The sequence below is a fragment of the Pseudomonas sp. SC3(2021) genome (assembly GCF_019856535.1).
In the GTDB taxonomy this organism is placed as follows: Bacteria; Pseudomonadota; Gammaproteobacteria; order Pseudomonadales; family Pseudomonadaceae; genus Aquipseudomonas; species Aquipseudomonas monsensis.
Map to the genome: position 1 here is coordinate 4,012,837 of NZ_CP082236.1, position 21,694 is coordinate 4,034,530.

The 21,694-nt window shown below is 58.7% G+C and carries 18 protein-coding genes and 4 tRNA genes; 17 read left to right on the forward strand and 5 right to left on the reverse strand.

Features of this window, described 5'->3' with window-relative positions; all coding sequences use genetic code 11:
* The first annotated feature begins 191 nt into the window (after nucleotides 1–191).
* The 3 genes from K5Y35_RS17985 to K5Y35_RS17995 all read left to right on the forward strand — a co-directional run bounded on the left by K5Y35_RS17985 (nucleotide 192) and on the right by K5Y35_RS17995 (nucleotide 1,375).
* Nucleotides 192–863, forward strand: coding sequence for a peptidase C39 family protein (locus K5Y35_RS17985; protein WP_222832515.1), 672 nt, complete (start codon nucleotides 192–194; stop codon nucleotides 861–863).
* 89 nt (nucleotides 864–952) lie between these two features.
* A complete protein-coding gene (locus K5Y35_RS17990) occupies nucleotides 953–1,159 on the forward strand; it encodes a DUF6021 family protein (protein WP_123462308.1) in 207 nt (68 codons plus the stop codon).
* A 12-nt stretch (nucleotides 1,160–1,171) separates the two neighbouring features.
* On the forward strand, nucleotides 1,172–1,375 hold the full coding sequence (locus K5Y35_RS17995; protein ID WP_123462309.1) for a hypothetical protein: 204 nt from the start codon (nucleotides 1,172–1,174) through the stop codon (nucleotides 1,373–1,375).
* Nucleotides 1,376–1,457: 82 nt separating this feature from the next.
* On the opposite strand, the gene pbpG is transcribed toward K5Y35_RS17995, so the two are convergent.
* Both pbpG and folD read right to left on the reverse strand, forming a co-directional pair.
* A complete protein-coding gene (pbpG, locus tag K5Y35_RS18000; RefSeq protein ID WP_123462310.1) occupies nucleotides 1,458–2,396 on the reverse strand; it encodes a D-alanyl-D-alanine endopeptidase in 939 nt (312 codons plus the stop codon).
* Between the two features lie 229 nt (nucleotides 2,397–2,625).
* Nucleotides 2,626–3,480, reverse strand: coding sequence for a bifunctional methylenetetrahydrofolate dehydrogenase/methenyltetrahydrofolate cyclohydrolase FolD (gene folD / locus K5Y35_RS18005; RefSeq protein ID WP_123462311.1), 855 nt, complete (start codon nucleotides 3,478–3,480; stop codon nucleotides 2,626–2,628).
* 275 nt (nucleotides 3,481–3,755) lie between these two features.
* Between folD and K5Y35_RS18010 the strand changes: the two genes are divergently transcribed.
* The 12 genes from K5Y35_RS18010 to K5Y35_RS18065 all read left to right on the forward strand — a co-directional run bounded on the left by K5Y35_RS18010 (nucleotide 3,756) and on the right by K5Y35_RS18065 (nucleotide 15,048).
* A tRNA-Arg gene (locus K5Y35_RS18010) sits at nucleotides 3,756–3,832 on the forward strand.
* A gap of 32 nt (nucleotides 3,833–3,864) precedes the next feature.
* Nucleotides 3,865–3,940 (forward strand) — tRNA-His (locus K5Y35_RS18015).
* Between the two features lie 57 nt (nucleotides 3,941–3,997).
* Nucleotides 3,998–4,082: transfer RNA gene (locus K5Y35_RS18020), tRNA-Leu, on the forward strand.
* 77 nt (nucleotides 4,083–4,159) lie between these two features.
* Nucleotides 4,160–4,235: transfer RNA gene (locus K5Y35_RS18025), tRNA-His, on the forward strand.
* Between the two features lie 402 nt (nucleotides 4,236–4,637).
* Nucleotides 4,638–5,948, forward strand: coding sequence for a trigger factor (gene tig / locus K5Y35_RS18030; RefSeq protein WP_123462312.1), 1,311 nt, complete (start codon nucleotides 4,638–4,640; stop codon nucleotides 5,946–5,948).
* Between the two features lie 92 nt (nucleotides 5,949–6,040).
* Nucleotides 6,041–6,676, forward strand: coding sequence for an ATP-dependent Clp endopeptidase proteolytic subunit ClpP (gene clpP, locus K5Y35_RS18035; protein ID WP_007951559.1), 636 nt, complete (start codon nucleotides 6,041–6,043; stop codon nucleotides 6,674–6,676).
* A gap of 113 nt (nucleotides 6,677–6,789) precedes the next feature.
* On the forward strand, nucleotides 6,790–8,073 hold the full coding sequence (gene clpX / locus K5Y35_RS18040) for an ATP-dependent Clp protease ATP-binding subunit ClpX (protein WP_003223632.1): 1,284 nt from the start codon (nucleotides 6,790–6,792) through the stop codon (nucleotides 8,071–8,073).
* A gap of 163 nt (nucleotides 8,074–8,236) precedes the next feature.
* Nucleotides 8,237–10,633, forward strand: coding sequence for an endopeptidase La (gene lon / locus K5Y35_RS18045; RefSeq protein ID WP_123462313.1), 2,397 nt, complete (start codon nucleotides 8,237–8,239; stop codon nucleotides 10,631–10,633).
* A gap of 148 nt (nucleotides 10,634–10,781) precedes the next feature.
* Entirely contained in the window at nucleotides 10,782–11,054 is a 273-nt protein-coding gene (locus tag K5Y35_RS18050; protein ID WP_003183171.1) for an HU family DNA-binding protein, read from the forward strand.
* 227 nt (nucleotides 11,055–11,281) lie between these two features.
* Nucleotides 11,282–13,153, forward strand: coding sequence for a SurA N-terminal domain-containing protein (locus K5Y35_RS18055; protein ID WP_123462314.1), 1,872 nt, complete (start codon nucleotides 11,282–11,284; stop codon nucleotides 13,151–13,153).
* A gap of 709 nt (nucleotides 13,154–13,862) precedes the next feature.
* Nucleotides 13,863–14,057 (forward strand): hypothetical protein, encoded by a 195-nt coding sequence (locus K5Y35_RS18060; RefSeq protein WP_410055932.1) that lies wholly within the window; start codon nucleotides 13,863–13,865, stop codon nucleotides 14,055–14,057.
* Between the two features lie 91 nt (nucleotides 14,058–14,148).
* A complete protein-coding gene (locus K5Y35_RS18065; RefSeq protein WP_222832516.1) occupies nucleotides 14,149–15,048 on the forward strand; it encodes a DUF2242 domain-containing protein in 900 nt (299 codons plus the stop codon).
* Between the two features lie 382 nt (nucleotides 15,049–15,430).
* Here K5Y35_RS18065 and K5Y35_RS18070 read toward each other — a convergent pair whose 3' ends face one another.
* Together K5Y35_RS18070 and K5Y35_RS18075 are read right to left on the reverse strand one after the other, a co-directional pair.
* The gene (locus tag K5Y35_RS18070) at nucleotides 15,431–16,471 is read right to left on the reverse strand and encodes an AraC family transcriptional regulator (protein WP_222832517.1); all 1,041 of its coding nucleotides are present in this window, start codon (nucleotides 16,469–16,471) and stop codon (nucleotides 15,431–15,433) included.
* Between the two features lie 3 nt (nucleotides 16,472–16,474).
* On the reverse strand, nucleotides 16,475–17,605 hold the full coding sequence (locus tag K5Y35_RS18075; protein ID WP_222832518.1) for a carbon-nitrogen hydrolase family protein: 1,131 nt from the start codon (nucleotides 17,603–17,605) through the stop codon (nucleotides 16,475–16,477).
* 208 nt (nucleotides 17,606–17,813) lie between these two features.
* Here K5Y35_RS18075 and K5Y35_RS18080 point away from each other — a divergent pair, with 208 nt between their 5' ends.
* Nucleotides 17,814–19,853 (forward strand): FAD-dependent oxidoreductase, encoded by a 2,040-nt coding sequence (locus tag K5Y35_RS18080; protein ID WP_222832519.1) that lies wholly within the window; start codon nucleotides 17,814–17,816, stop codon nucleotides 19,851–19,853.
* A gap of 96 nt (nucleotides 19,854–19,949) precedes the next feature.
* The gene (locus K5Y35_RS18085) at nucleotides 19,950–20,885 is read left to right on the forward strand and encodes a 1-aminocyclopropane-1-carboxylate deaminase/D-cysteine desulfhydrase (protein WP_222832520.1); all 936 of its coding nucleotides are present in this window, start codon (nucleotides 19,950–19,952) and stop codon (nucleotides 20,883–20,885) included.
* A gap of 178 nt (nucleotides 20,886–21,063) precedes the next feature.
* On the opposite strand, the gene K5Y35_RS18090 is transcribed toward K5Y35_RS18085, so the two are convergent.
* Entirely contained in the window at nucleotides 21,064–21,618 is a 555-nt protein-coding gene (locus K5Y35_RS18090; protein ID WP_123462320.1) for a cytochrome b, read from the reverse strand.
* Between the last annotated feature and the right edge of the window lie 76 nt (nucleotides 21,619–21,694).

Consider the following 21,694-nt stretch of genomic DNA (forward strand, 5'->3'; position numbering starts at 1 on the left):
TTCGCTCTGTTTCAGTGACAGTCTAGACAATGCGGTGTTTCAGGCTATTGACCAAAGGTCGCTGGTGACCAATCAGTTCGCTCTATGCAAACGCTGCGGCTACGGTTTAAGGCTATACCGCAGCCGTGCGCGGCCCTATGATCGCTGGCGTTGCCGGAACACGATGACCGGCGTCTGAACAGAGAGTAACGATGGTCCAGGTATTTTCTCGAATTCGTGTGGCGCTGCTGGTGGCCGGTTGCGCGGCGCTGCTGGCCGGATGTGCGGGCAGTGTGGCGCCAGAGGTCAAGCGTTTGCCGGAGCGGGTCGAACTCAGTGGTACGTTCTATCGGGGCGACGCCCATCAGAGTGGGCCGCAAGTGTTGGCGAGCCTGTTGTCGCAGCAGGGCATCGTGACCACCCCGGGCCTGCTGGAAAAACCGCTGCACCTGCCCGGTGGCGAAGACAAGCTGCAAGAGAATATCCAGAACCTGGCCCGCGAGTACGGCATGGTGGTCTACCCGCTGGACGCCAACCTGCCGGCGCTGCTGACGCAGGTCGCGGCGGGATACCCGGTGATGGTGCGTTTCAGCGAGGGCGCGGCGTTCTGGGCGGAACCGCGTTACGCGATCCTGTCCGGCTATGACCGCAATAAACAGAAGGTGCTGCTGCGTGCCGGCATGAACCGTCGCGAACTGATGAGCTTCAGTTCCTTCGAATCGGCGCTGGAGAAGTCAGGTGGCTGGGCGATCCTGATTCAGAAACCTTCGCAGATTCCGGCGGCAGTCGACCGTGGCCGTTGGCTCAAGGCGGCCGATGAGCTGGCTCAGGCCGGTCAGGAAAACGAAGCGGCACAGGCGCGCAAGGCGCTGGCTGCGCACTGAGGCTCCGTTCGTCATTTGCCGGGCACGACTGCGCCCGGCAACCCTCCAAATCATAGAGCCCGCTTTTCGCGGGTGAACCAGGAGGCGACATGACAGATTCCCCATCACCGAAAGGCCCGCATTCTTCCGAGCATTCCTCGGGAGATGATCTGGGGTTTGATCCGGACTCGCCTGACCTCGATGATCCGCAGGTCGACCCTGTCGGCCCGGCCAAGGCGCCTCTCGATGTGGTGCCCGGCGAGGACCCGAAAAAACCTGCCAGGCCCTACGATCCCTTAGCCAATCTGAAACCTTGATGTGAGGTGCGTATGAGTACCGATTCAAGCTTCGATGACCAAAAACCGGACAGCGTGCCGACCACGCCCGAGACCGATATCGACCCGGTGCTGGATCCGGACAGCGCGCTGCGCGATCCGTTGGCCCGACCGTTGGTGGCGCCCGGACTGTTACCAGATCCTCAAAAGGGCGATGGCATCCCGGATGATGATCAGATGCCATTGCCCAATGATTGAGCAAGGCTGACCGGCGGACTGCCTTTGTAGTGAGGGAGCTTGCTCCCTCACCTCGGGCAAATCTGTCTGAAAGCGTGTTGAATTACTTCGAAGCCTCAACCACGCCGCTCTGCCGCGACTTGAGGTTTTTATCCGCTTTGTATTGCTGCGCCACTGCCGGAACACTGGCGCTTCTGCCGGTTTCCACCCAGCTGCGGATGCGGCTGGCATCGGCAAAATGGGTGTATTTGCCAAACGCGTCGAGAATCACCAGGGCGACGGGGCGATTGCCCATCTTCGTCACCAGGACCAGGCAATGACCGGCCGGGTTGGTGAAGCCGGTTTTGGTGATCTTGATGTCCCAGTCGGCTTTGTTCACCAAATGATCGGTGTTGCGAAAGCCCAGGGTGTAATTGGGTTTGCGGAACGAAACGGTCTTTTCCTTGGTAGTGGTCAGCTCGCTGAGAATCGGGTGTTTGCTCGCCGCTACCAGCAGCTTGCTCAGGTCGCGGGCCGTCGAAACGTTGCGCTCCGACAGGCCGGTCGGTTCAACGTAGTGGGTGTGGGTCATGCCCAGTGCCTTGGCCTTGGCGTTCATCGCAGCAATAAACGCTGCATAACCACCGGGGTAGTGATGGGCGAGGCTGGCGGCGGCGCGGTTTTCCGAGGACATCAGGGCGATCAGCAGCATTTCGCGGCGCGGCAGTTCACTCTTGAGCTTGACTCGGGAGAACACGCCCTTCATTTCCGGCGTGTTGCTGATATCGACATTGATCCATTCGTCCATGTTCTGCCGGGCTTCGACCACTACCAAACCGGTCATCAGCTTGCTGACGGAGGCGATCGGGACGATCACGTCAGGGTTGCTGGAATAAATGACTTTATTGGTCTGCATATCCATGAGCAGGGCGCTGCCGGAGGCGATTTTTAGTGTCGAAGCGTCGCGAGGGGCAGCGGTGGTTTCCGCAGCGTTGATCGTTGGCGTGATGAATGTGCCTGTAAAAGCGAAAAACAGGCTCAGAATCGAAAGACGAATTTTCACGCGGGCGAACTCATAAAGGTTGGATATTCCGTTAGTTTGTAACGGGTTATTTCTTCAAAGCGTCGCATTCTAGGAGTATGGCTGAAGATCTGTCGATGGTTGTTTGAATGACCTGAAAAACTCGTGAAAAGGCCTGTAAAAAGAGGGGTTTCCGGCGAACGGTTAGTGTTTTTTCTCAGGCATGAAAAAACCCGCACGAGGCGGGTTTTTCAACGGTGCAAAATACGCCTCAGGCGTGCAGGGTTTCCGCTGCGTAGAGGGTGTTTTCCAGCAGGCAGGCACGAGTCATCGGGCCAACGCCGCCCGGTACTGGCGTAATCCAGCCGGCGCGGGGCAGGGCGGTGTCATACACCACGTCACCGACCAGTTTGCCGTCGTCCTGGCGGTTGATGCCGACGTCGATCACGATCGCACCTTCCTTGATCCACTCGCCCTTGACCAGGCCTGGCTTGCCGGCGGCCACGACGACCAGATCGGCACGGCCGACGTGTCCGGCCAGATCCTTGGTGAAGCGGTGCGTGACAGTGACGGTGCAACCGGCCAGCAGCAGTTCCATCGCCATCGGGCGACCGACGATGTTGGACGCGCCAACCACCACCGCATCCAGACCATAAAGGTCCACACCCGTGCTTTCCAGCAGCGTCATGATGCCTTTAGGGGTGCATGGGCGCAGCAACGGAATGCGCTGTGCCAGGCGACCGACGTTATAAGGATGGAAGCCGTCGACGTCTTTGTCCGGGCGGATGCGTTCCAGCAGTTTGGAAGCGTCCAGGTGCTCGGGCAGCGGCAGTTGCAGCAGCACGCCGTCGATTGCCGGATCGTCGTTGAGACGATCGATCAGATCGGTCAATGCTTCTTGCGTGGTTTCGGCGGGCAGGTCGTAGGCTTGAGAGAGGAAACCGACCTCTTCACAGTCTTTACGCTTGTGCGAGACATAAACCTGAGAGGCAGGATCGCTGCCGACCAGGATCACCGCGAGGCCGGGCGTGCGCAGGCCTTGCTGGCGACGCTCGGCAACACGTTGGGCGATCTGCTGGCGCAGGCTGGCGGCGATCGATTTGCCGTCGATTAGTTGTGCAGTCATTGCGCGTGATTAACCATCGAGAGGGGAAAAAATGAGAACGCATTCTCGCATGTCGAGCGATGAGGGCAAAGGCGCTTGGTCAGCAAATTCCCCTAACTCCTTTAATTAAATGAATTTTTTTCAAAAAGGATTTGACGACCTTCAGAGCGCTCTATACTATTCGTCGCACTTGTCGGGCACAGCCTAGCACTGGTTAAGAAGGTGAAGCGGAATTACGATTCTGTGACACTGGAAAGCACTTAGTTTGTAGTCCTTTAAGAGTACAGATTAATAAGGCGCCCGTAGCTCAGCTGGATAGAGCATCCGCCTTCTAAGCGGATGGTCGCAGGTTCGAGTCCTGCCGGGTGCGCCATTAGGCAGCTTTGGCACAAGTAACGCGATATGGTGGGCGTAGCTCAGTTGGTAGAGCACGGGATTGTGACTCCCGTTGTCGTGGGTTCGATCCCCATCGTCCACCCCATATTTCGAAAGGCGCCGGATGTAACAGTCTGGCGCCTTTGCTTTAAAAGCTTCATCTGCGGATGTGGTGGAATTGGTAGACACACTGGATTTAGGTTCCAGCGCCGCGAGGCGTAAGAGTTCGAGTCTCTTCATCCGCACCAATTAAAGCTTCATTCATGCCTTGTGCCGGGTGGGGTTTCAACAAAGAAGTTATTTGGCTTTTTTGTTACGCAATATGGTGGGCGTAGCTCAGTTGGTAGAGCACGGGATTGTGACTCCCGTTGTCGTGGGTTCGATCCCCATCGTCCACCCCATATTTCGAAAGGCGCCAGATTTAACAGTCTGGCGCCTTTTTTGTTTTAGCGGTTTGGAAATCCGGCGATTGCCGGTTTCAGGTCGCAGGAGCAGGGCAGTTCGTCGTATTTGTGCACCTCGACGACGCTGCGCTGCTTGCCGGTCCTGCTTGCGGGAGCGGTCGTCAGGGAGTGATTGGCAGTCTCTTCTATATATAGAAGAGGTTGGCGCAGAGCCCTGGCGTGATTGGTTGTATTCGCCTGTGGGGTGCGCTGTATTCGTGCGGCGGTCCCGATAAATTGCCTGCTGTTTTTTTACCCGTTTTCAGTAGGGTGACTTCTTGAGTTTGACCCACTAGAATGCATGCCCTTGATTCTGGGGTCGGAAACGGCCGGCTAACGTCTGTGCAACGAGGAATATCCATGCAAGTTTCTGTTGAAAATACTACTGCTCTCGAGCGCCGCATGAGCGTCACCGTGCCGGCTGAGCGCATCGAGACTCAGGTCAACAAGCGTCTGCAGCAGACCGCCCAAAAGGCCAAGATTGCTGGCTTCCGTCCAGGCAAAGTGCCAATGAGCGAAATCAAGCGCCGTTTCGGTGCCGATGCTCGCCAGGAAGCTGTAGGCGACGTGATCCAGTCCTCCTTTTACGAAGCTGTGGTTGAGCAGAAGCTGAATCCGGCCGGTTCGCCGTCGATCGAGCCGAAGTCGCTCGAAGCTGGCAAAGACCTGGAATACGTAGCCGTATTCGAAGTGTTCCCTGAGTTCACCGTTGCCGGTTTCGAAGGCATCACCGTTGAGCGCCTGAGCGCTGACGTGGCTGACGCTGACCTGGACAAAATGCTCGACATCCTGCGCAAGCAGAACACCCGTTTCGAAGTGGCCGATCGTGCTGCCCAGAACGAAGATCAGCTGAACATCGATTTCGTTGGCAAGGTTGACGGCGAAGCATTCGCTGGCGGCTCCGCCAAAGGCACTCAGCTGGTGCTGGGTTCCGGTCGCATGATCCCTGGCTTCGAAGAAGGCCTGGTTGGCGCTAAAGCCGGTGAAGAGCGCGTTCTGAACCTGACCTTCCCAGAGGACTATCAGAACCTGGACCTGGCTGGCAAAACCGCCGAGTTCACCGTGACGGTCAACACCGTTTCCGAGCCAAAACTGCCAGAGCTGAACGAAGAGTTCTTCGCTCAATTCGGCATCAAGGAAAGCGGCATCGACGGTTTCCGCACCGAAGTTCGCAAGAACATGGAGCGTGAACTGCGTCAGGCGATCAAGTCCAAGGTCAAGAATCAGGTCATGGACGGTCTGCTGGCCACCAACCCGATCGAAGTGCCAAAGGCGCTGCTGTCCAACGAAGTTGACCGTCTGCGCGTGCAGGCTGTTCAGCAGTTCGGTGGCAACATCAAGCCTGACCAACTGCCGGCCGAGCTGTTCGAAGAGCAAGCCAAGCGCCGCGTCGTGCTGGGCCTGATCGTGGCTGAAGTGGTCAAGCAGTTCGACCTGAAGCCTGACGAAGCTCGTGTTCGTGACATGATTCAGGAAATGGCTTCGGCTTATCAAGAGCCTGAGCAGGTCGTGTCCTGGTACTACAAGAACGAGCAGCAACTGAACGAAGTGCGTTCGGTTGTGCTGGAAGAACAAGTTGTGGATACTGTTCTGCAGAAAGCTAGCGTGACCGACAAATCGGTCTCTTACGAAGAAGCGGTCAAGCCGGTAGAAGCTCCAAAAGCCGACTGATTGTTTTTGCGTTAGAAGTGCACACCATAAGCCAGCTCTCGAGCTGGCTTATGCGTATTCAAGACATAACTATTTGGGAGTGACTGCAGAGCATGTTCCGTAATTCGTATATTCAGCAGAACTCTGATATCCAGGCCGCAGGCGGCCTGGTCCCGATGGTTGTCGAGCAATCTGCTCGTGGCGAGCGCGCCTATGACATCTACTCGCGCCTTCTGAAGGAGCGTGTAATCTTTCTGGTGGGTCCTGTAGAGGACTACATGGCCAACCTGATCTGTGCGCAATTGCTGTTCCTTGAAGCGGAAAACCCGGACAAGGACATCCATCTCTATATCAACTCCCCGGGCGGTTCGGTGACAGCGGGCATGTCGATCTACGACACCATGCAGTTCATCAAACCCAACGTATCGACCACTTGCATCGGTCAGGCCTGCAGCATGGGCGCGTTCCTGCTGACAGCCGGTGCGCCGGGCAAGCGTTTCTGCCTGCCAAACTCGCGCGTGATGATTCACCAGCCACTGGGCGGTTTCCAGGGCCAGGCGTCGGACATCGAAATCCATGCCAAGGAAATCCTCTTCATCCGCGAGCGTCTGAACACGCTGATGGCCAAGCACAGCGGCCGTACTCTGGAAGAAATCGAGCGCGATACCAACCGCGACAACTTCATGAGTGCAGAAGCTGCGAAGGAATACGGTCTGATCGATGAAGTGATCAATCAGCGTCCAGCTTAAAAATAAGCAGCTCAAAACAGGCTTGGTCGGCTGGTCTGATCACCAGCGGGCTTGAAAAAGCCCGCAATAGCCTTCATCTTGTGTTGCAAGCCTATCGGATTTGGATCGAACGAATGACTGACACCCGCAACGGCGAGGACAACGGCAAGCTGCTCTATTGCTCCTTCTGTGGCAAAAGCCAGCATGAAGTGCGCAAATTGATTGCCGGCCCCTCGGTCTTTATCTGCGACGAGTGCGTCGACCTGTGCAATGACATCATCCGCGAGGAGGTGCAGGAAGCCCAGGCCGAAAGCAGCGCGCATAAATTGCCTTCGCCTAAAGAAATCAGCGGCATCCTTGACCAGTACGTCATTGGTCAGGAGCGTGCAAAAAAGGTTTTGGCCGTAGCGGTGTACAACCACTACAAGCGCCTGAATCAGCGTGACAAAAAGGCTGACGACGTCGAACTCGGCAAGAGCAACATCCTGCTGATCGGCCCGACCGGCTCGGGTAAGACCCTGCTGGCCGAAACGCTGGCCCGCTTGCTGAACGTTCCGTTCACCATCGCCGACGCAACCACCCTTACCGAGGCCGGTTACGTAGGTGAAGATGTCGAGAACATCATTCAGAAGTTGTTGCAGAAATGTGACTACGATGTAGAAAAAGCCCAGATGGGCATTGTCTACATCGACGAAATCGACAAGATTTCCCGCAAGTCCGACAACCCGTCGATCACCCGCGATGTTTCCGGTGAAGGCGTGCAGCAGGCCTTGCTCAAGTTGATCGAAGGCACGGTCGCTTCCGTTCCGCCGCAAGGTGGCCGCAAGCATCCGCAGCAGGAATTCCTGCAGGTCGACACCCGTAACATCCTGTTCATCTGCGGTGGTGCGTTCTCGGGTCTCGAGAAGGTTATCCAGAATCGTTCCACCAAGGGTGGCATCGGTTTCAACGCAGAAGTGCGCAGCAAGGAAGAAGGCAAGAAAGTCGGTGAATCCCTGCGTGAAGTCGAGCCTGACGATCTGGTCAAGTTCGGTCTGATCCCGGAGTTCGTCGGTCGTCTGCCGGTTCTTGCAACGCTCGACGAGCTCGACGAGGCTGCGCTGATGCAGATTCTCACCGAGCCGAAAAATGCTCTGACCAAACAGTATGCCAAGCTGTTCGAGATGGAAGGCGTGGATCTGGAATTCCGGACCGACGCACTGAAATCGGTCGCCAAGCGAGCCCTGGAGCGTAAAACCGGTGCCCGTGGCCTGCGTTCGATTCTCGAAGGTGTACTGCTCGACACGATGTATGAAATCCCCTCGCAGTCCGAGGTGAGCAAAGTCGTGATCGATGAAAGCGTCATCGAAGGCAAGTCCAAGCCACTGTATATCTACGAAAACAGTGAGCCGACGGCCAAGGCAGCGCCGGACGCCTAAGCGTTCACTCTGCTGCAATAAGGAAGGGGCCTTCGGGCCTCTTTTTTTTTATGTTGTTTTTTACATCCGCTTTGCGCTTGTTTTTTTTCAAGGCAGACCCCATCTTGGTTTCAAGCTTAATTCCATCTGATTACGGCCATATGGCCGCCGTAGAGGCGAAATCATGAAGACAACCATCGAATTGCCTCTCCTGCCATTGCGTGATGTCGTGGTGTATCCGCACATGGTTATCCCGCTGTTCGTGGGGCGCGAGAAATCCATCGAAGCTCTCGAGGCAGCGATGACGGGCGACAAGCAGATCCTCCTGCTGGCCCAGAGAAATCCGGCTGATGACGATCCCGGTGAAGATGCTCTCTATCGCGTAGGTACCATTGCCACTGTTTTGCAGCTGCTCAAGCTGCCTGACGGCACCGTCAAGGTGCTGGTCGAAGGTGAGCAGCGCGGTACCGTTGAACGCTTCAGCGTGATTGACGGGCATTGCCGTGCCGAAGTCTCGCTGATCGAAGAAGTCGATGCCGCCGAGCGCGAATCCGAAGTGTTCGTGCGCACGCTGCTGTCGCAGTTCGAACAATATGTGCAGTTGGGCAAGAAAGTCCCGGCTGAAGTCCTGTCGTCGCTCAACAGCATTGATGAGCCGGGTCGCCTGGTCGACACCATGGCGGCGCACATGGCGCTGAAAATCGAGCAGAAGCAGGAAATCCTCGAAATCATCGATTTGTCGGCCCGGGTCGAGCACGTTCTGGCCTTGCTGGATGCCGAGATCGACCTGCTGCAAGTCGAAAAACGCATTCGTGGTCGCGTCAAAAAGCAAATGGAGCGCAGTCAGCGCGAGTACTACCTGAATGAGCAGATGAAGGCCATTCAGAAAGAGCTGGGCGACAGCGACGAAGGCCACAACGAGATCGAAGACCTGAAAAAGCGTATCGACGCTGCCGGTCTGCCGAAAGACGCGTTGGCCAAGGCCACTGCGGAGCTGAACAAACTCAAGCAGATGTCGCCGATGTCCGCAGAAGCCACCGTGGTGCGCTCCTACATCGACTGGCTGGTGCAAGTGCCGTGGAAGGCGCAGAGCAAGGTACGCCTTGACCTGGCGCGCGCAGAAGACATTCTCGATGCCGATCACTACGGTCTGGAAGAGGTCAAGGAGCGTATCCTTGAGTACCTCGCCGTGCAGAAGCGCGTGAAGAAGATCCGTGGTCCGGTGTTGTGCCTGGTCGGTCCTCCGGGCGTGGGTAAAACCTCGTTGGCCGAGTCGATCGCTCATGCTACCAACCGTAAATTCGTGCGGATGGCCCTGGGTGGCGTGCGTGACGAAGCGGAAATTCGTGGTCACCGCCGGACTTACATCGGTTCGATGCCAGGAAGATTGATTCAAAAGATGACAAAAGTGGGCGTGCGCAACCCGCTGTTCCTGCTTGATGAAATCGACAAAATGGGCAGTGACATGCGTGGCGATCCGGCGTCGGCGCTGCTGGAAGTGCTCGATCCGGAGCAGAACCACAACTTCAACGATCACTATCTTGAAGTCGATTACGATTTGTCGGACGTGATGTTCCTGTGCACCTCGAACTCGATGAACATTCCGCCGGCATTGCTGGACCGGATGGAAGTCATTCGCCTGCCGGGCTACACCGAAGACGAAAAGATCAACATTGCTGTCAAATACCTCTCGCCAAAACAGATCGCTGCCAATGGTCTGAAGAAGGGCGAGCTGGAATTCGACGAAGAAGCGATCCGCGACATCATCCGTTACTACACTCGTGAAGCCGGTGTGCGGGGCCTCGAACGTCAGATCGCCAAGGTCTGCCGCAAGGCCGTGAAAGAACACGCGCTGGAAAAACGCTTCTCGGTGAAAGTGACAGCTGATCTGCTGGAACACTTCCTTGGTGTGCGCAAGTTCCGCTACGGTCTGGCCGAGCAACAGGATCAGATCGGACAGGTGACGGGCCTCGCCTGGACTCAGGTTGGCGGCGAATTGCTGACCATCGAAGCCGCAGTCGTACCGGGCAAGGGTCAGTTGATCAAGACCGGTTCGCTGGGCGATGTGATGGTCGAATCGATCACCGCAGCGCTCACCGTTGTCCGCAGCCGTGCCAAGAGCCTGGGCATTCCCCTGGACTTCCACGAGAAGCGCGACACGCACATTCACATGCCGGAAGGGGCGACCCCGAAAGACGGTCCTAGCGCCGGTGTAGGCATGTGCACGGCGCTGGTGTCGGCATTGACCGGCATTCCGGTGCGCGCCGATGTGGCCATGACGGGTGAAATCACTTTGCGTGGTCAGGTACTGGCAATCGGTGGCCTGAAGGAAAAACTGCTCGCGGCTCACCGCGGCGGAATCAAGATTGTGATTATTCCGGAAGAGAACGTGCGTGATCTGAAGGAGATTCCTGACAATATCAAGCAGGATCTGCAGATTAAACCGGTTAAATGGATTGACGAGGTCCTGCAAATTGCGCTGCAATACGCGCCGGAGCCCTTGCCGGATGTGGCTCCGGAGATAGTTGCCAAGGACGAAAAACGTGAGTCTGACTCTAAGGAAAGAATTAGCACGCATTAATACGTTTTTGCCTGGGGGGCTTCCTTGACAGCTTTTTAGAGCCCTTGTTATAAAGCGGCTCTTAAGTGTCTGTAGGCCATTCAGCACTCGTTTTTGCTTTCACCAAAAAACTTAGAATCATCTCAAAATAGATATAAGGGGACTTAGAGTGAACAAGTCGGAACTGATTGATGCTATCGCTGCATCCGCTGATATCCCGAAAGCTGCTGCTGGCCGTGCGCTGGACGCTGTAATCGAATCCGTCACTGGCGCTCTGAAGGCTGGCGACTCCGTTGTTCTGGTTGGTTTCGGTACGTTCTCCGTGACTGATCGCCCGGCTCGTACCGGTCGTAACCCACAGACTGGCAAGACTCTGGAAATCCCGGCTGCCAAGAAGCCTGGTTTCAAAGCCGGTAAAGCTCTGAAAGAAGCTGTTAACTAAGTTTCAGGTTTTTACCCATCCGGGTCGGGGTCATGCCTGACTTGGCAGCGGAGCGGTAGAGCAGGTAGCTGATGCAGTTGCCTGTAACGCCGGGATCGAGGGTTCGAGCCCTGTCCGCTCCGCCAGTTACGAGAAGGCGCATCCTCGGATGCGCCTTTCTTCTATCCGGATTCTACCCACGCTCCACGGTTGCCTAATTTTGAAGTTCAACCGTTTCTGGGGGACGCATGCTGCAGAATATCAGGGACAATTCACAAGGCTGGATTGCCAAGACCATTATCGGGGTCATCGTTGCACTGATGGCTCTGACCGGTTTCGACGCCATTTTCCAGGCCACGACTCACAAGAATGAGGCGGCCAAGGTCAACGGTGAAGAAATTAGCCAGAACGAGCTGAGCCAGGCCGTTGATATGCAACGCCGTCAGCTGATGCAACAGCTGGGCAAGGATTTCGACGCTTCGCTGCTCGACGAAAAAATGCTCCGTGAATCGGCCCTTAAGGGTCTGATTGATCGCAAGCTGTTGCTGCAAGGCGCCGAACAGTCGAAATTCGCTTTCTCCGAAGGCGCACTGGATCAAGTGATCCTGCAGACACCTGAGTTTCAGGTGGATGGCAAGTTCAGTTCCGAGCGTTTCGACCAGGTGATCCGTCAACTGGGTTACAGCCGTATGCAATTCCGCCAGATGCTGGCCCAGGAAATGCTGATCGGCCAACTGCGCGCCGGTGTGGCGGGCAGTGGTTTTGTCACCGACGCGCAAGTGCAGGCATTCGCTCGTCTGGAAAAACAGACCCGCGATTTCGCCACGCTGAACGTCAAGGCCGATCCGGCGGCGGTCAAACTGACCGACGACGAGGTCAAGGCTTACTACGACGAGCACGCCAAGGAATTCATGACCCCGGATCAAGTGGTCATTGATTACCTGGAGCTGAAGAAGTCCTCGTTCTTCGATCAGGTTGCCGTCAAGGACGAAGACCTGCAGGCCGCGTATCAGAAAGAGATCGCCAACCTGTCGGAACAGCGTCGTGCGGCGCACATCCTGATCGAAGTCAACGACAAGACCACCGAAGCTCAAGCCAAGGCGAAAATCGAAGAAGTCCAGGCGCGTCTGGCCAAGGGCGAGAAGTTCGAAGCATTGGCCAAGGAGTTCTCGCAGGATCCGGGTTCGGCCAACAATGGCGGCGACCTGGGTTACGCAGGTCCTGGCGTGTACGACCCGGCTTTCGAAAAAGCCTTGTACTCGCTGGCCAAGGATCAGGTGTCCGGTCCGGTTCGCACCGACTTCGGCTACCACTTGATCAAGCTGCTGGGCGTTGAAGCGCCGGAAGTGCCGACCCTGGCCAGCCTGAAAGACAAGCTGACTCGCGAGCTGAAAGCCTCGCAGGTCGAGCAGCGTTTCGTCGAGGCGACCAAACAACTGGAAGACTCCGCATTCGAAGCGTCCGACCTGGCCCAGCCAGCGGCGGATCTGAAGCTGACCGTGCACACCTCCAAGCCGTTTGGCCGTGAAGGTGGCGAAGGTGTTGCGGCCAACCGTGCCGTGGTCACTGCAGCCTTCAGCACCGAAGTGATCGATGAAGGCGCCAACAGCACCGCCATCGAACTCGATCCGGAAACCGTGATCGTCCTGCGTGCCAAGGAACACTTGAAGCCTGCTCAACTGCCGCTGGAAAGCGTCGCTGCGGCCATCCGCACTCAGTTGACCAAAGAGCACGCCAGTGCGGCTGCCAAGACCAAGGCCGAGAAGCTGATTGCTGATCTGCGTGAGGGCAAGGCGCCGCTGGACAAGGCGGTTGACGGTCAGAGTTGGAAAGCCACCGCTGCGGCCACTCGTGCGCAAGAGGGTGTTGATCCTGCGGTGCTGCAGGCGCTGTTCCGTATGCCGAAGCCGGCTGCCAAGGACAAGCCGACGTTCAGCAGTGTGACGCTGTCGGATGGCAGCCTCGTGGTCGTGCGCCTGAACGGCGTTAACGAAGCGGCTGCGCCGACGGATGAAGAGAAGGCGCAGTATCGTCGCTTCCTGGCTTCCCGTGAGGGGCAGCAGGACTTTGCGGCGTATCGCAAGCAGTTGGAGAGTCAGGCGGATATCAAGCGGTTCTGATGTTTGTTTGAGCTGTTATGAGAAAGCCCCGGCTCGTTGGTCGGGGCTTTTTTTTGGGCTGTGAATCGTGGCGGCCTATGGGCCGACCATGCTTTGGGTGGGATGTGTGTATATCCGTTGGTGCGGGTGTTGCTGATTGGGGTTCCGCCCTTACGGCGGGTCACTTTTTCCAGACGCCGAAAAAGTAACCAAAAAGGCTTTACCCTGACGTTCGGCCCTCGCCTAGGCTCGGGTCCCTTCGCTCCGGGATTGATCCGGGGGCATCGCCTCCGGTTTGCTTCGCTGCACCTCCTCTCGATGTGTTTGGCTTCGCCAAACGGTCGCTACGCTCCCACCCCCGGATCAATCCCTCCACTCAGCCTGCCGACGGGCGCTGAGATCAAAAGCGGTACTCGAGCTAACGCTCATCGTGTTGAGTGGTGAGAAGCAAGGGCTGTGTGATGTCTTTGCTTTTCTGTGGGAGCTGGCTTGCCAGCGATGGCGGCCTGCCAGCCGACCAAGCTCTTGCAGACTGCACGCGATCCACCTGTAGGAGTGAGCCTGCTCGCGAAGACAGCCGGCCAGACGGCCAACGTCTCCCCGTTGAACTCAACCCCTGTGGGAGCTGGCTTGCCAGCGATGGCGGCCTGAAAGCCTACCAAGCTCTAGGGCGCAATACCGAAGCGAGGCCAACTCCATCGAAGCCGTCAGTCATGCGGCGCTGGCCGGGATCATCTGCCTGCCGGACTTCATGACCCACGAGGATGGGGCGCACGGTCGGCTAAAGCGGGCGCTGGATGCGCATCTGCAGCATGTCGGTCAGTTCTGGGTATTGTGGCCGTCCAGTCGTCATGCCTGCGCCAAATTGCGCGTCTTCATTGGTCACTTGTTGTTGCGACTTTTCCCGGCAAACGATGGTCAATAGGGTTGTAACGGCTTTAAGACACAATCCATGCGCCGCAGGGCCAAGTTCTGTTGCACAATATGCCCCGGACTGTTTTCCCTCAGGATGTTCAATGTTGATTTCAACTCCCATGCGTGTCGTTGGGTTGGCGCTGTTGTTGACCGCTGTCGCTGGCTGTTCGAAGGACAAGCCGATGTATGAGCATGAGAACTTCGATGATTCCGGCACGTTCTCGCGCAATTATCCGGTGGCTGACACCGCGAGTTGCGAGGCGGCCCGTCGCGCGTTGCTCAGCCAGGGCTACATCATCACCAGCAGTGACCCGAAACTGATCAGTGGCCACAAAAGCTTCCAGCAAACCGGTGAAACCCACATGGAGATCAGCTTCAACGTGGTGTGTACCGAAGACGGCAGTTCCAAACATCATGCCACGATGTTCGCGAATGCCTTGCAGGACCGCTACGCACTGAAGAAAACCAACAATTCCGCCAGCCTCGGGGTTGGCGTGTTGGGTTCGGTGTCGATGCCGATCGGCTCATCGGACGATTCGATGGTCAAGGTCGCCAGCGAAACCGTGACTTCGCAAAAGTTCTATGAGCGTTTCTTTACCCTGGTGGAACTGTTCCTGCCGGCGGATGCGAAGAAAGCCGCACATATCGAAGAAAAGCCCAAGACTGATCTGGGAATGCCGGAGCCGAAGCCCGCCGCAGTCGCGCCGGCAACACCGGCACCGGCACCGGCACCGGCGGTAGAGGCAGCGCCCGCGCCGCCGCCGGCGGGGATTGTCGAGCCAGCACAGAGCATGACGCCGGCAGCCCCTGCCGCGACTCCAGAGCCCGCTTCGGTGTCACCGACGCCAACGGGCTCCGAGCCGGTCGTGCCGCCGGTCGAGTCCGCGCCGATCACCCCGGCACCGAGCGCAGAGCCTGCGCCGGCCACCGACACGATCACGCCGCCGGCGAACCCGAGCAATATCCCGCCGCCGTCCGAGCCGATTCCGGCGCTGCAGTAAACGCAGACGGCCCTTTGTGGGCGTGAGCCTGGTCGCGAAGACGGAGTATCAGTCGACATTCATGTTGTCTGGTTCACCGCTTCGCGAGCAGGCTCGCTCCCCCATCAGTTTTGCGGCGTACTCAAATCTCGTTACATTCCCCCGACAAAAATCCCGCGATAAATTCCTGACCGCCTGCTACGTTTTATTCATGAAGGCCGGGTTTCACTTTTCCTTCATACGGGCACGTTATGCTCGAGGCACTGGTTATTTGACCGGGCCCATTCAAGAGACCAGCAGGGGGATTGCACGATGGACGACTATCAAGAAGAGCTGCTCGAGTTTCAGGCCTTTGAACTGGATCAGCCAGAGGCCGCCGAAGACGCCACCGAGCTTTAAGGCTTCAAGCCGTTTTGCGATGACTGCGGCGGAATTCGCCCGGGGTCTGGCCGCTCCAGCGTTTGAATGCGCGCTGGAAGGCTTCGGCTGAGGCGAACCCGAGCAGGTAGGCGATCTCGCCGAAGGCCAGTTCGGTATCGCGGATGTAGGTCATCGCCAGATCACGGCGAGTGTCATTGAGGATTGCGCGAAACTGCGTGCCTTCTTCGGCGAGTTTGCGCCGCAACGTCCAGGTCGGCAGCTTCAGGCGTGCCGCCACTTCTTCCAGGTCCGGTTCGCGACCACCATTGAGCAATGGCCCCAGTAATTGCGTGATGCGTTCGCGCAGGCTGCGGGTGCGTGTCAACTGCTCCAGTTCCCGTTCGCACAAAGCGAGTAAATGCTTCCAGGTGCTGGGGCAGTGCTCGGGATTGCGCTGGGCCAGGCTGCTCAGGCTCAGGCGCAGTTGGTTGCGCTCGGTACCGAACTGAATCGGGCAATCACCCAGTACGGCGTAGGCTTCGCGGTAATCCGGTTCGTCGAATTCAATCTCGATGCGCTCCGCCGGCAACGTTTGCCGGCTGACACTGGACAACTGATGCAGCCACCCGGCGATGATCGAATCCACCACGAACCGGTTGTAGGCGTTGTACGGGCTGATCGAATAGAAACGCAGCCAGGCGCCATGGGCGTCTTCGTGGAAGCTTGACTGGCCACGATAGTTGGAACCGTACAGCGGTTCAAAACGAGTCAGGCAACGGGCGGCCTCGCGCACGGTCGGGGCTTGAGCGGCAGTCACCCCGGCCAGTCCGGCCTGGCTCAAGCGACTGAGCTGGCCCATGCGCAGACCGAGTGCGGGTTCGCCGGTCAACTGAATCGCCGCGTGGCCCAGGCGCATGTAACGCGGTATGGATAAACGCGCCCCGGCCTCGGCCAGGCGGGCGGCATCCAGTCCATATTGCTCCAATAAGGGCTGCGGATCGACACCGTGACTGTGCACCGCCTCGGCGAGGCTGTGCACGAAGCCTACCGACAGATCGCCCAGACGCATCGGCAGCGGTTTCATGGCTTACAACCAGATATTCAATAAACGCGCGCCACGGGCATCGCCGTCGGCGAACTGCTGACCGTTGCTGCTGAGAAAACTCTGACCCGAACCCGCCAGGTTCCAGAACTGCCCGCGCAGGAACACGCTCATACCGGCAAGCGCATGGCTGCTCGGTGGTTGCGCGGTCAGGGTCAGGCGATGCCACGCCTGACCCTCGCTGACTTCACCAGGCTTGAGGCTGACCGAGCCCGGCGTACTCGAACCCTTGTAGCCGCGCCACGGTTGGTCCCACGCGCCATGGCCGAATACTTGCGCCGGCACGGCCACCAGTTGCACGCCTTGTTCGTCGAGTTTGCGGTAGTTGTCCGGGTACCAGCTGTCGCTGCCGATCAGCACGCCGAGGCGTCCGGCCGGGGTGTCGACCGCGTTGATGGTTTGATCGGTTTCGCCGGCCAGCACTTCCCGTTGATCGAAGACCGGGTGCATCTGCCGCTGCGGTTGCCCGAGCGGTACACCGTCACGCCCGAACACTACGCTGCTGTTGAACAGGGCGCCGCTGCCGGGTTTGAGCTGGCCGTCGCGGATGCTCGGTTCCGGCAGCACGATAGTGCCGGCCACCAGGGTTACATTGAATTCTTTGGCCAGACCACCGAACAGCGCCTGGTAATCCTTGGCCATGGATTTGGACTTCATCCGCAGGTGCGCGTCGTTGAGCCGGTCGTTGCCCTTGGCGCTGAGCCAGGCGCGGGCGAACAGCAGCGGATTGCTTGCCGCCAGCCAGTTCATCGCTTCGGTGAGGGTCGGCGCCTGATACAACTCGTCCTTCTCGCCGCTGATCATCAACCAGGTGCCGACATGTTCCGGTAACACCACCACGGTTTTTTCATTCAACAGGCCCTGATCCTGGGCTTGCTGCAAATACGCCGCGAGTTTGCGGTGCAGGCGGTCGGGGCTCTGGTAGTCGGTGGGAAACAGCTCGGGCTGGATGCCCAGCAAGTTGCCTCGGTCGGCCGGCGTGCCCTGATCGACCGCCAGTTTGATGCGCAGGTCCGACAGGTAATGCCCCGCCGGCCGGTCCGCCGCCCACATGGCGTAGGTGGTCAGGGCGGCAACAATGGCCATGGAGAAAAACAGGTACAGAAGTTTGCGCATGAAAACCAACAACAGCCGGGTACAGGGTGTGACGACTAGGGTAGGGCCCATGACGCCGGTTGCCAAGGGGCGCTGCGCATTTGGATCAATAAGTTGTCAGTTACGGTCATTGAGTGACAGCGATGCGACTCTTAGTCTGTCGAACATGACTGACGGGGGACGCAGAGCTCCCGCACTTTTTCCGTGATCGCTCGTTGTGGAGTTACCGATGACCGCCGCTCATTACCCGCACCTGTTGGCCCCGCTGGACCTGGGATTCACCACACTGCGCAACCGCACCCTGATGGGCTCGATGCATACCGGCCTTGAAGAAAAACCGGGTGGTTTCGAGCGCATGGCGGCGTACTTCGCCGAGCGTGCCCGTGGCGGCGTCGGCCTGATGGTCACCGGCGGTATTGGCCCGAACGATGAGGGCGGGGTGTATTCCGGCGCGGCCAAGCTGACCACCGAGGAAGAGGCGCTCAAGCACCGCATCGTCACCCGCGCGGTGCACGAGGCCGGCGGCAAGATCTGCATGCAGATCCTCCACGCAGGGCGTTATGCCTACAGCCCGAAACAGGTCGCGCCGAGTGCGATCCAGGCGCCGATCAACCCGTTCAAGCCCAAAGAGCTGGACGAGGAAGGCATCGAGAAGCAGATCAGCGATTTCGTCATCTGTTCGGTACTGGCGCAGACCGCCGAGTACGACGGTGTCGAGATCATGGGCTCGGAAGGTTATTTCATTAACCAGTTCCTCGCCGCCCACACCAACCACCGCACCGACCGCTGGGGTGGCAGCTACGAAAACCGCATGCGCCTGCCGGTGGAAATCGTCCGCCGCGTGCGTGAAGCGGTTGGCCCGAACTTCATCATCATTTTCCGTCTGTCGATGCTCGACCTGGTCGAGGGCGGCAGCTCCTGGGAAGAAATCGTGACCCTGGCCAAGGCCATCGAGCAGGCCGGCGCGACGATCATCAACACCGGCATCGGCTGGCACGAAGCGCGGATTCCGACCATCGCCACCAAAGTGCCGCGCGCCGCGTTCAGCAAGGTCACCGCCAAGCTGCGCGGTTCGGTGAACATTCCGCTGATCACCACCAACCGCATCAATACCCCGGAAATCGCCGAGCAGATTCTCGCCGAAGGCGACGCCGACATGGTCTCGATGGCGCGGCCGTTCCTCGCCGACCCGGACTTCGTCAACAAGGCCGCTGAAGGCCGCGCCGACGAAATCAACACCTGCATCGGTTGCAATCAGGCCTGCCTCGATCACACCTTCGGCGGCAAGCTCACCAGTTGCCTGGTCAATCCGCGTGCCTGTCACGAAACCGAGCTCAATTATCTGCCGGTGCAGCAAATCAAGAAGATCGCCGTGGTCGGTGCCGGTCCTGCCGGCTTGTCTGCCGCGACCGTGGCCGCCGAGCGCGGGCATCAGGTGACGTTGTTCGATTCGGCCAGCGAGATCGGCGGCCAGTTCAATATCGCCAAGCGCGTACCGGGCAAGGAAGAGTTCTTTGAGACCCTGCGTTACTTCAAGCGCAAGTTGCAGACCACCCACGTCGAGGTGTGCCTGAATACCCGCGTCGATGTGGCGAAACTGGTTGAAGGCGGTTACGACGAAATCATCCTCGCCACCGGCATCGCGCCGCGTGTGCCGGCGATTCCGGGCGTGGAGCATGCCAAGGTGTTGAGCTATCTGGACGTGATTCTGGAGCGCAAACCGGTTGGCAAGCGTGTCGCGGTGATCGGCGCCGGCGGTATCGGTTTCGACGTCAGCGAATTCCTCGTGCATGAAGGCGTGGCCACCAGTCTGGATCGCGCCGCGTTCTGGAAAGAGTGGGGCATCGACACCCATCTGGAAGCCCGGGGTGGTGTGGCCGGTATCAAAGCCGCGCCGCATGCACCGGCCCGCGAGGTGTTCCTGCTGCAACGCAAGAAGTCCAAGGTCGGCGACGGTCTGGGCAAGACCACCGGCTGGATTCACCGCACGGGCCTGAAGAACAAGCAGGTACAAATGCTCAACAGCGTCGAATACCTGAAGATCGACGACGAAGGCCTGCACATCCGCATTGGCGAAACCGGCGAGCCGCAAGTGCTGGCGGTGGACAACATCGTGATCTGTGCCGGTCAGGATCCGCTGCGTGAGCTGCACGACGGCCTGGTCGAAGCGGGGCAGAACGTGCACCTGATCGGCGGTGCCGATGTGGCGGCGGAGCTGGATGCCAAGCGTGCGATCAACCAGGGCTCGCGCCTGGCGGCTGAACTGTAATCCAGCGATAACCCCTGAGGGAGCGAGTAAGCCCGCTCCCTCAGCGGGATGTGTTGTGGCTGTTAAGATGGCGGTTCTTGTTCCGGAACCGCTTTCATGTTTTTGCCTTCCTCCGACTGGCTGCCCCAAGCCTCTCTCGAACCCCTTCAACTCGACTGGCTCACCCGTGCCGGCATTGAGGTCGCGATCCTGCGTCTGGACCGGATCGACCCGCTGATCAGCGGCAACAAGTGGTTCAAACTCATCGAACACCTCAAGGCGGCCGATCTCGCGGGCGCCGAAGGCATCATCAGCCTTGGGGGCGCGCATTCCAATCATCTGCATGCGTTGGCGGCGGCAGGCAAGCGGCTGGGGTTCAAAACCGTCGGGCTGCTGCGTGGCCATGCGCAGCAAACGCCCACGGTGAAGGACCTGCAGGCGTTCGGCATGCACCTGCACTGGCTGGGTTTTGCCGGTTATCGCGCGCGGCATGCAACGGATTTCTGGGTGCCGTGGCAGGCGCAGTATCCGACGTTGCAGGCGGTGCCGGAGGGCGGCGGAGGATTGGCGGGCGCCTTGGGCTGCAAGGTACTCAAGGCGCAGGTTTGCGCACAATTAAGCAATCTTGGCTGGGACGATTACCACGGCTGGTGGCTGGCCTGCGGCACCGGAACCACCCTGGCCGGGCTGGTGTTGGCCGAGGCGGGCGAGCACCCGGTATATGGCGCTCTCGCGGTGCCGGAGGATCATGGCGTCGCGCCGCAGGTCGAGACGATCCTTCACGAAGCCGGCCTGGGCCCTGGCGGGTACGAGCTGATCGACGCCAGTCGGGGTGGATTTGCCAGGGTCGATCCAACGTTGCTGGCATTCATCGAGCAGACCGAACAGGTCAGCGGTGTACCGCTGGAACCGCTGTATACCGGCAAGGCCTTGCTGGCGCTCAAGCAGCACATTGAAGCGGGCCGGTTTGCACATGGCACTCGGCTGGTCTTCGTGCATAGCGGTGGGTTGCAGGGACGTAGAGGATTCAGCCCCCTGCCATCGGGCGAATAACTTTCTGTGGCGAGGGGGCTTGCTCCCGCCGGGCTGTGCAGCAGCCCAAAACCGGATGACGCGGGTTGCTGGATTAATCCCGACCTCAGGGTTTACGACGACTGCACCGCCGAGCGGGAGCAAGCTCCCTCGCCACAGGTAAATCCCCTCAGCGCCAAGCCAATCGCCCGCCTGGAGATCAGCGTTCGACCCTTTTGGGCATCATCCGCAACAACGTGTTGTCACCCACCACATAGTGGTGATAAATCCCCGCCAGTGCATGCAGCCCGATCAGCCAGTAACCGATTGTGGCGATCAGCACGTGCCAGCCTTCCACTTGTTTGGCGAACGCCTTGTTTTCCCCCACCAGCAGCGGCAGGTCGAAACCATAGAACATCACTTGATGCCCTTCGGCGCTGGTAATCAGCCAGCCGAGAATCGGCATGCTGATCATGAACAGGTACAGCGCCCAGTGCATCAGCCGCGCCACGGCGATCTGCCAGCGTGGTGACGCGGGGAAGATCTTCGGCGCCGGGCCGAGGCTGCGGGCCAGCAGGCGAAACCACACCAGCACGAACACGGTCAGGCCGAGCATGTAATGCACTTCGCGGATCAGCGTGCGGCCGCCGCTGCCTTTGGGGAAGATACCGCGCAATTCCATGCTGGCGTACACCAGCACCAACAACACCAGCATCAGCCAGTGCAGCAGGACCGACACGGTGCTGTAGCGTGATTCGGAACTTGTCCACGGCATACGGTGTTTCCTCACAGATCAGGGTCGAGTCGTGCCGTTCTTGTGCGACGGCCTGCTTTAACTGTAATCCGCTTTG

What these genes read in the sequence shown, in the direction of transcription:
- clpP (WP_007951559.1), top strand. Translation starts at nt 6,041, where the DNA reads ATGTTCCGTAATTCGTATATTCAGCAGAACTCTGATATCCAGGCCGCA.
- tig (WP_123462312.1), top strand. Translation starts at nt 4,638, where the DNA reads ATGCAAGTTTCTGTTGAAAATACTACTGCTCTCGAGCGCCGCATGAGC.
- K5Y35_RS18055 (WP_123462314.1), top strand. Translation starts at nt 11,282, where the DNA reads ATGCTGCAGAATATCAGGGACAATTCACAAGGCTGGATTGCCAAGACC.
- K5Y35_RS18065 (WP_222832516.1), top strand. Translation starts at nt 14,149, where the DNA reads ATGTTGATTTCAACTCCCATGCGTGTCGTTGGGTTGGCGCTGTTGTTG.
- K5Y35_RS17995 (WP_123462309.1), top strand. Translation starts at nt 1,172, where the DNA reads ATGAGTACCGATTCAAGCTTCGATGACCAAAAACCGGACAGCGTGCCG.
- K5Y35_RS18070 (WP_222832517.1), bottom strand. Translation starts at nt 16,471, where the DNA reads ATGAAACCGCTGCCGATGCGTCTGGGCGATCTGTCGGTAGGCTTCGTG.
- K5Y35_RS17985 (WP_222832515.1), top strand. Translation starts at nt 192, where the DNA reads ATGGTCCAGGTATTTTCTCGAATTCGTGTGGCGCTGCTGGTGGCCGGT.
- clpX (WP_003223632.1), top strand. Translation starts at nt 6,790, where the DNA reads ATGACTGACACCCGCAACGGCGAGGACAACGGCAAGCTGCTCTATTGC.
- K5Y35_RS18075 (WP_222832518.1), bottom strand. Translation starts at nt 17,605, where the DNA reads ATGCGCAAACTTCTGTACCTGTTTTTCTCCATGGCCATTGTTGCCGCC.
- K5Y35_RS18090 (WP_123462320.1), bottom strand. Translation starts at nt 21,618, where the DNA reads ATGCCGTGGACAAGTTCCGAATCACGCTACAGCACCGTGTCGGTCCTG.
- K5Y35_RS17990 (WP_123462308.1), top strand. Translation starts at nt 953, where the DNA reads ATGACAGATTCCCCATCACCGAAAGGCCCGCATTCTTCCGAGCATTCC.
- K5Y35_RS18085 (WP_222832520.1), top strand. Translation starts at nt 19,950, where the DNA reads ATGTTTTTGCCTTCCTCCGACTGGCTGCCCCAAGCCTCTCTCGAACCC.
- folD (WP_123462311.1), bottom strand. Translation starts at nt 3,480, where the DNA reads ATGACTGCACAACTAATCGACGGCAAATCGATCGCCGCCAGCCTGCGC.
- K5Y35_RS18080 (WP_222832519.1), top strand. Translation starts at nt 17,814, where the DNA reads ATGACCGCCGCTCATTACCCGCACCTGTTGGCCCCGCTGGACCTGGGA.
- lon (WP_123462313.1), top strand. Translation starts at nt 8,237, where the DNA reads ATGAAGACAACCATCGAATTGCCTCTCCTGCCATTGCGTGATGTCGTG.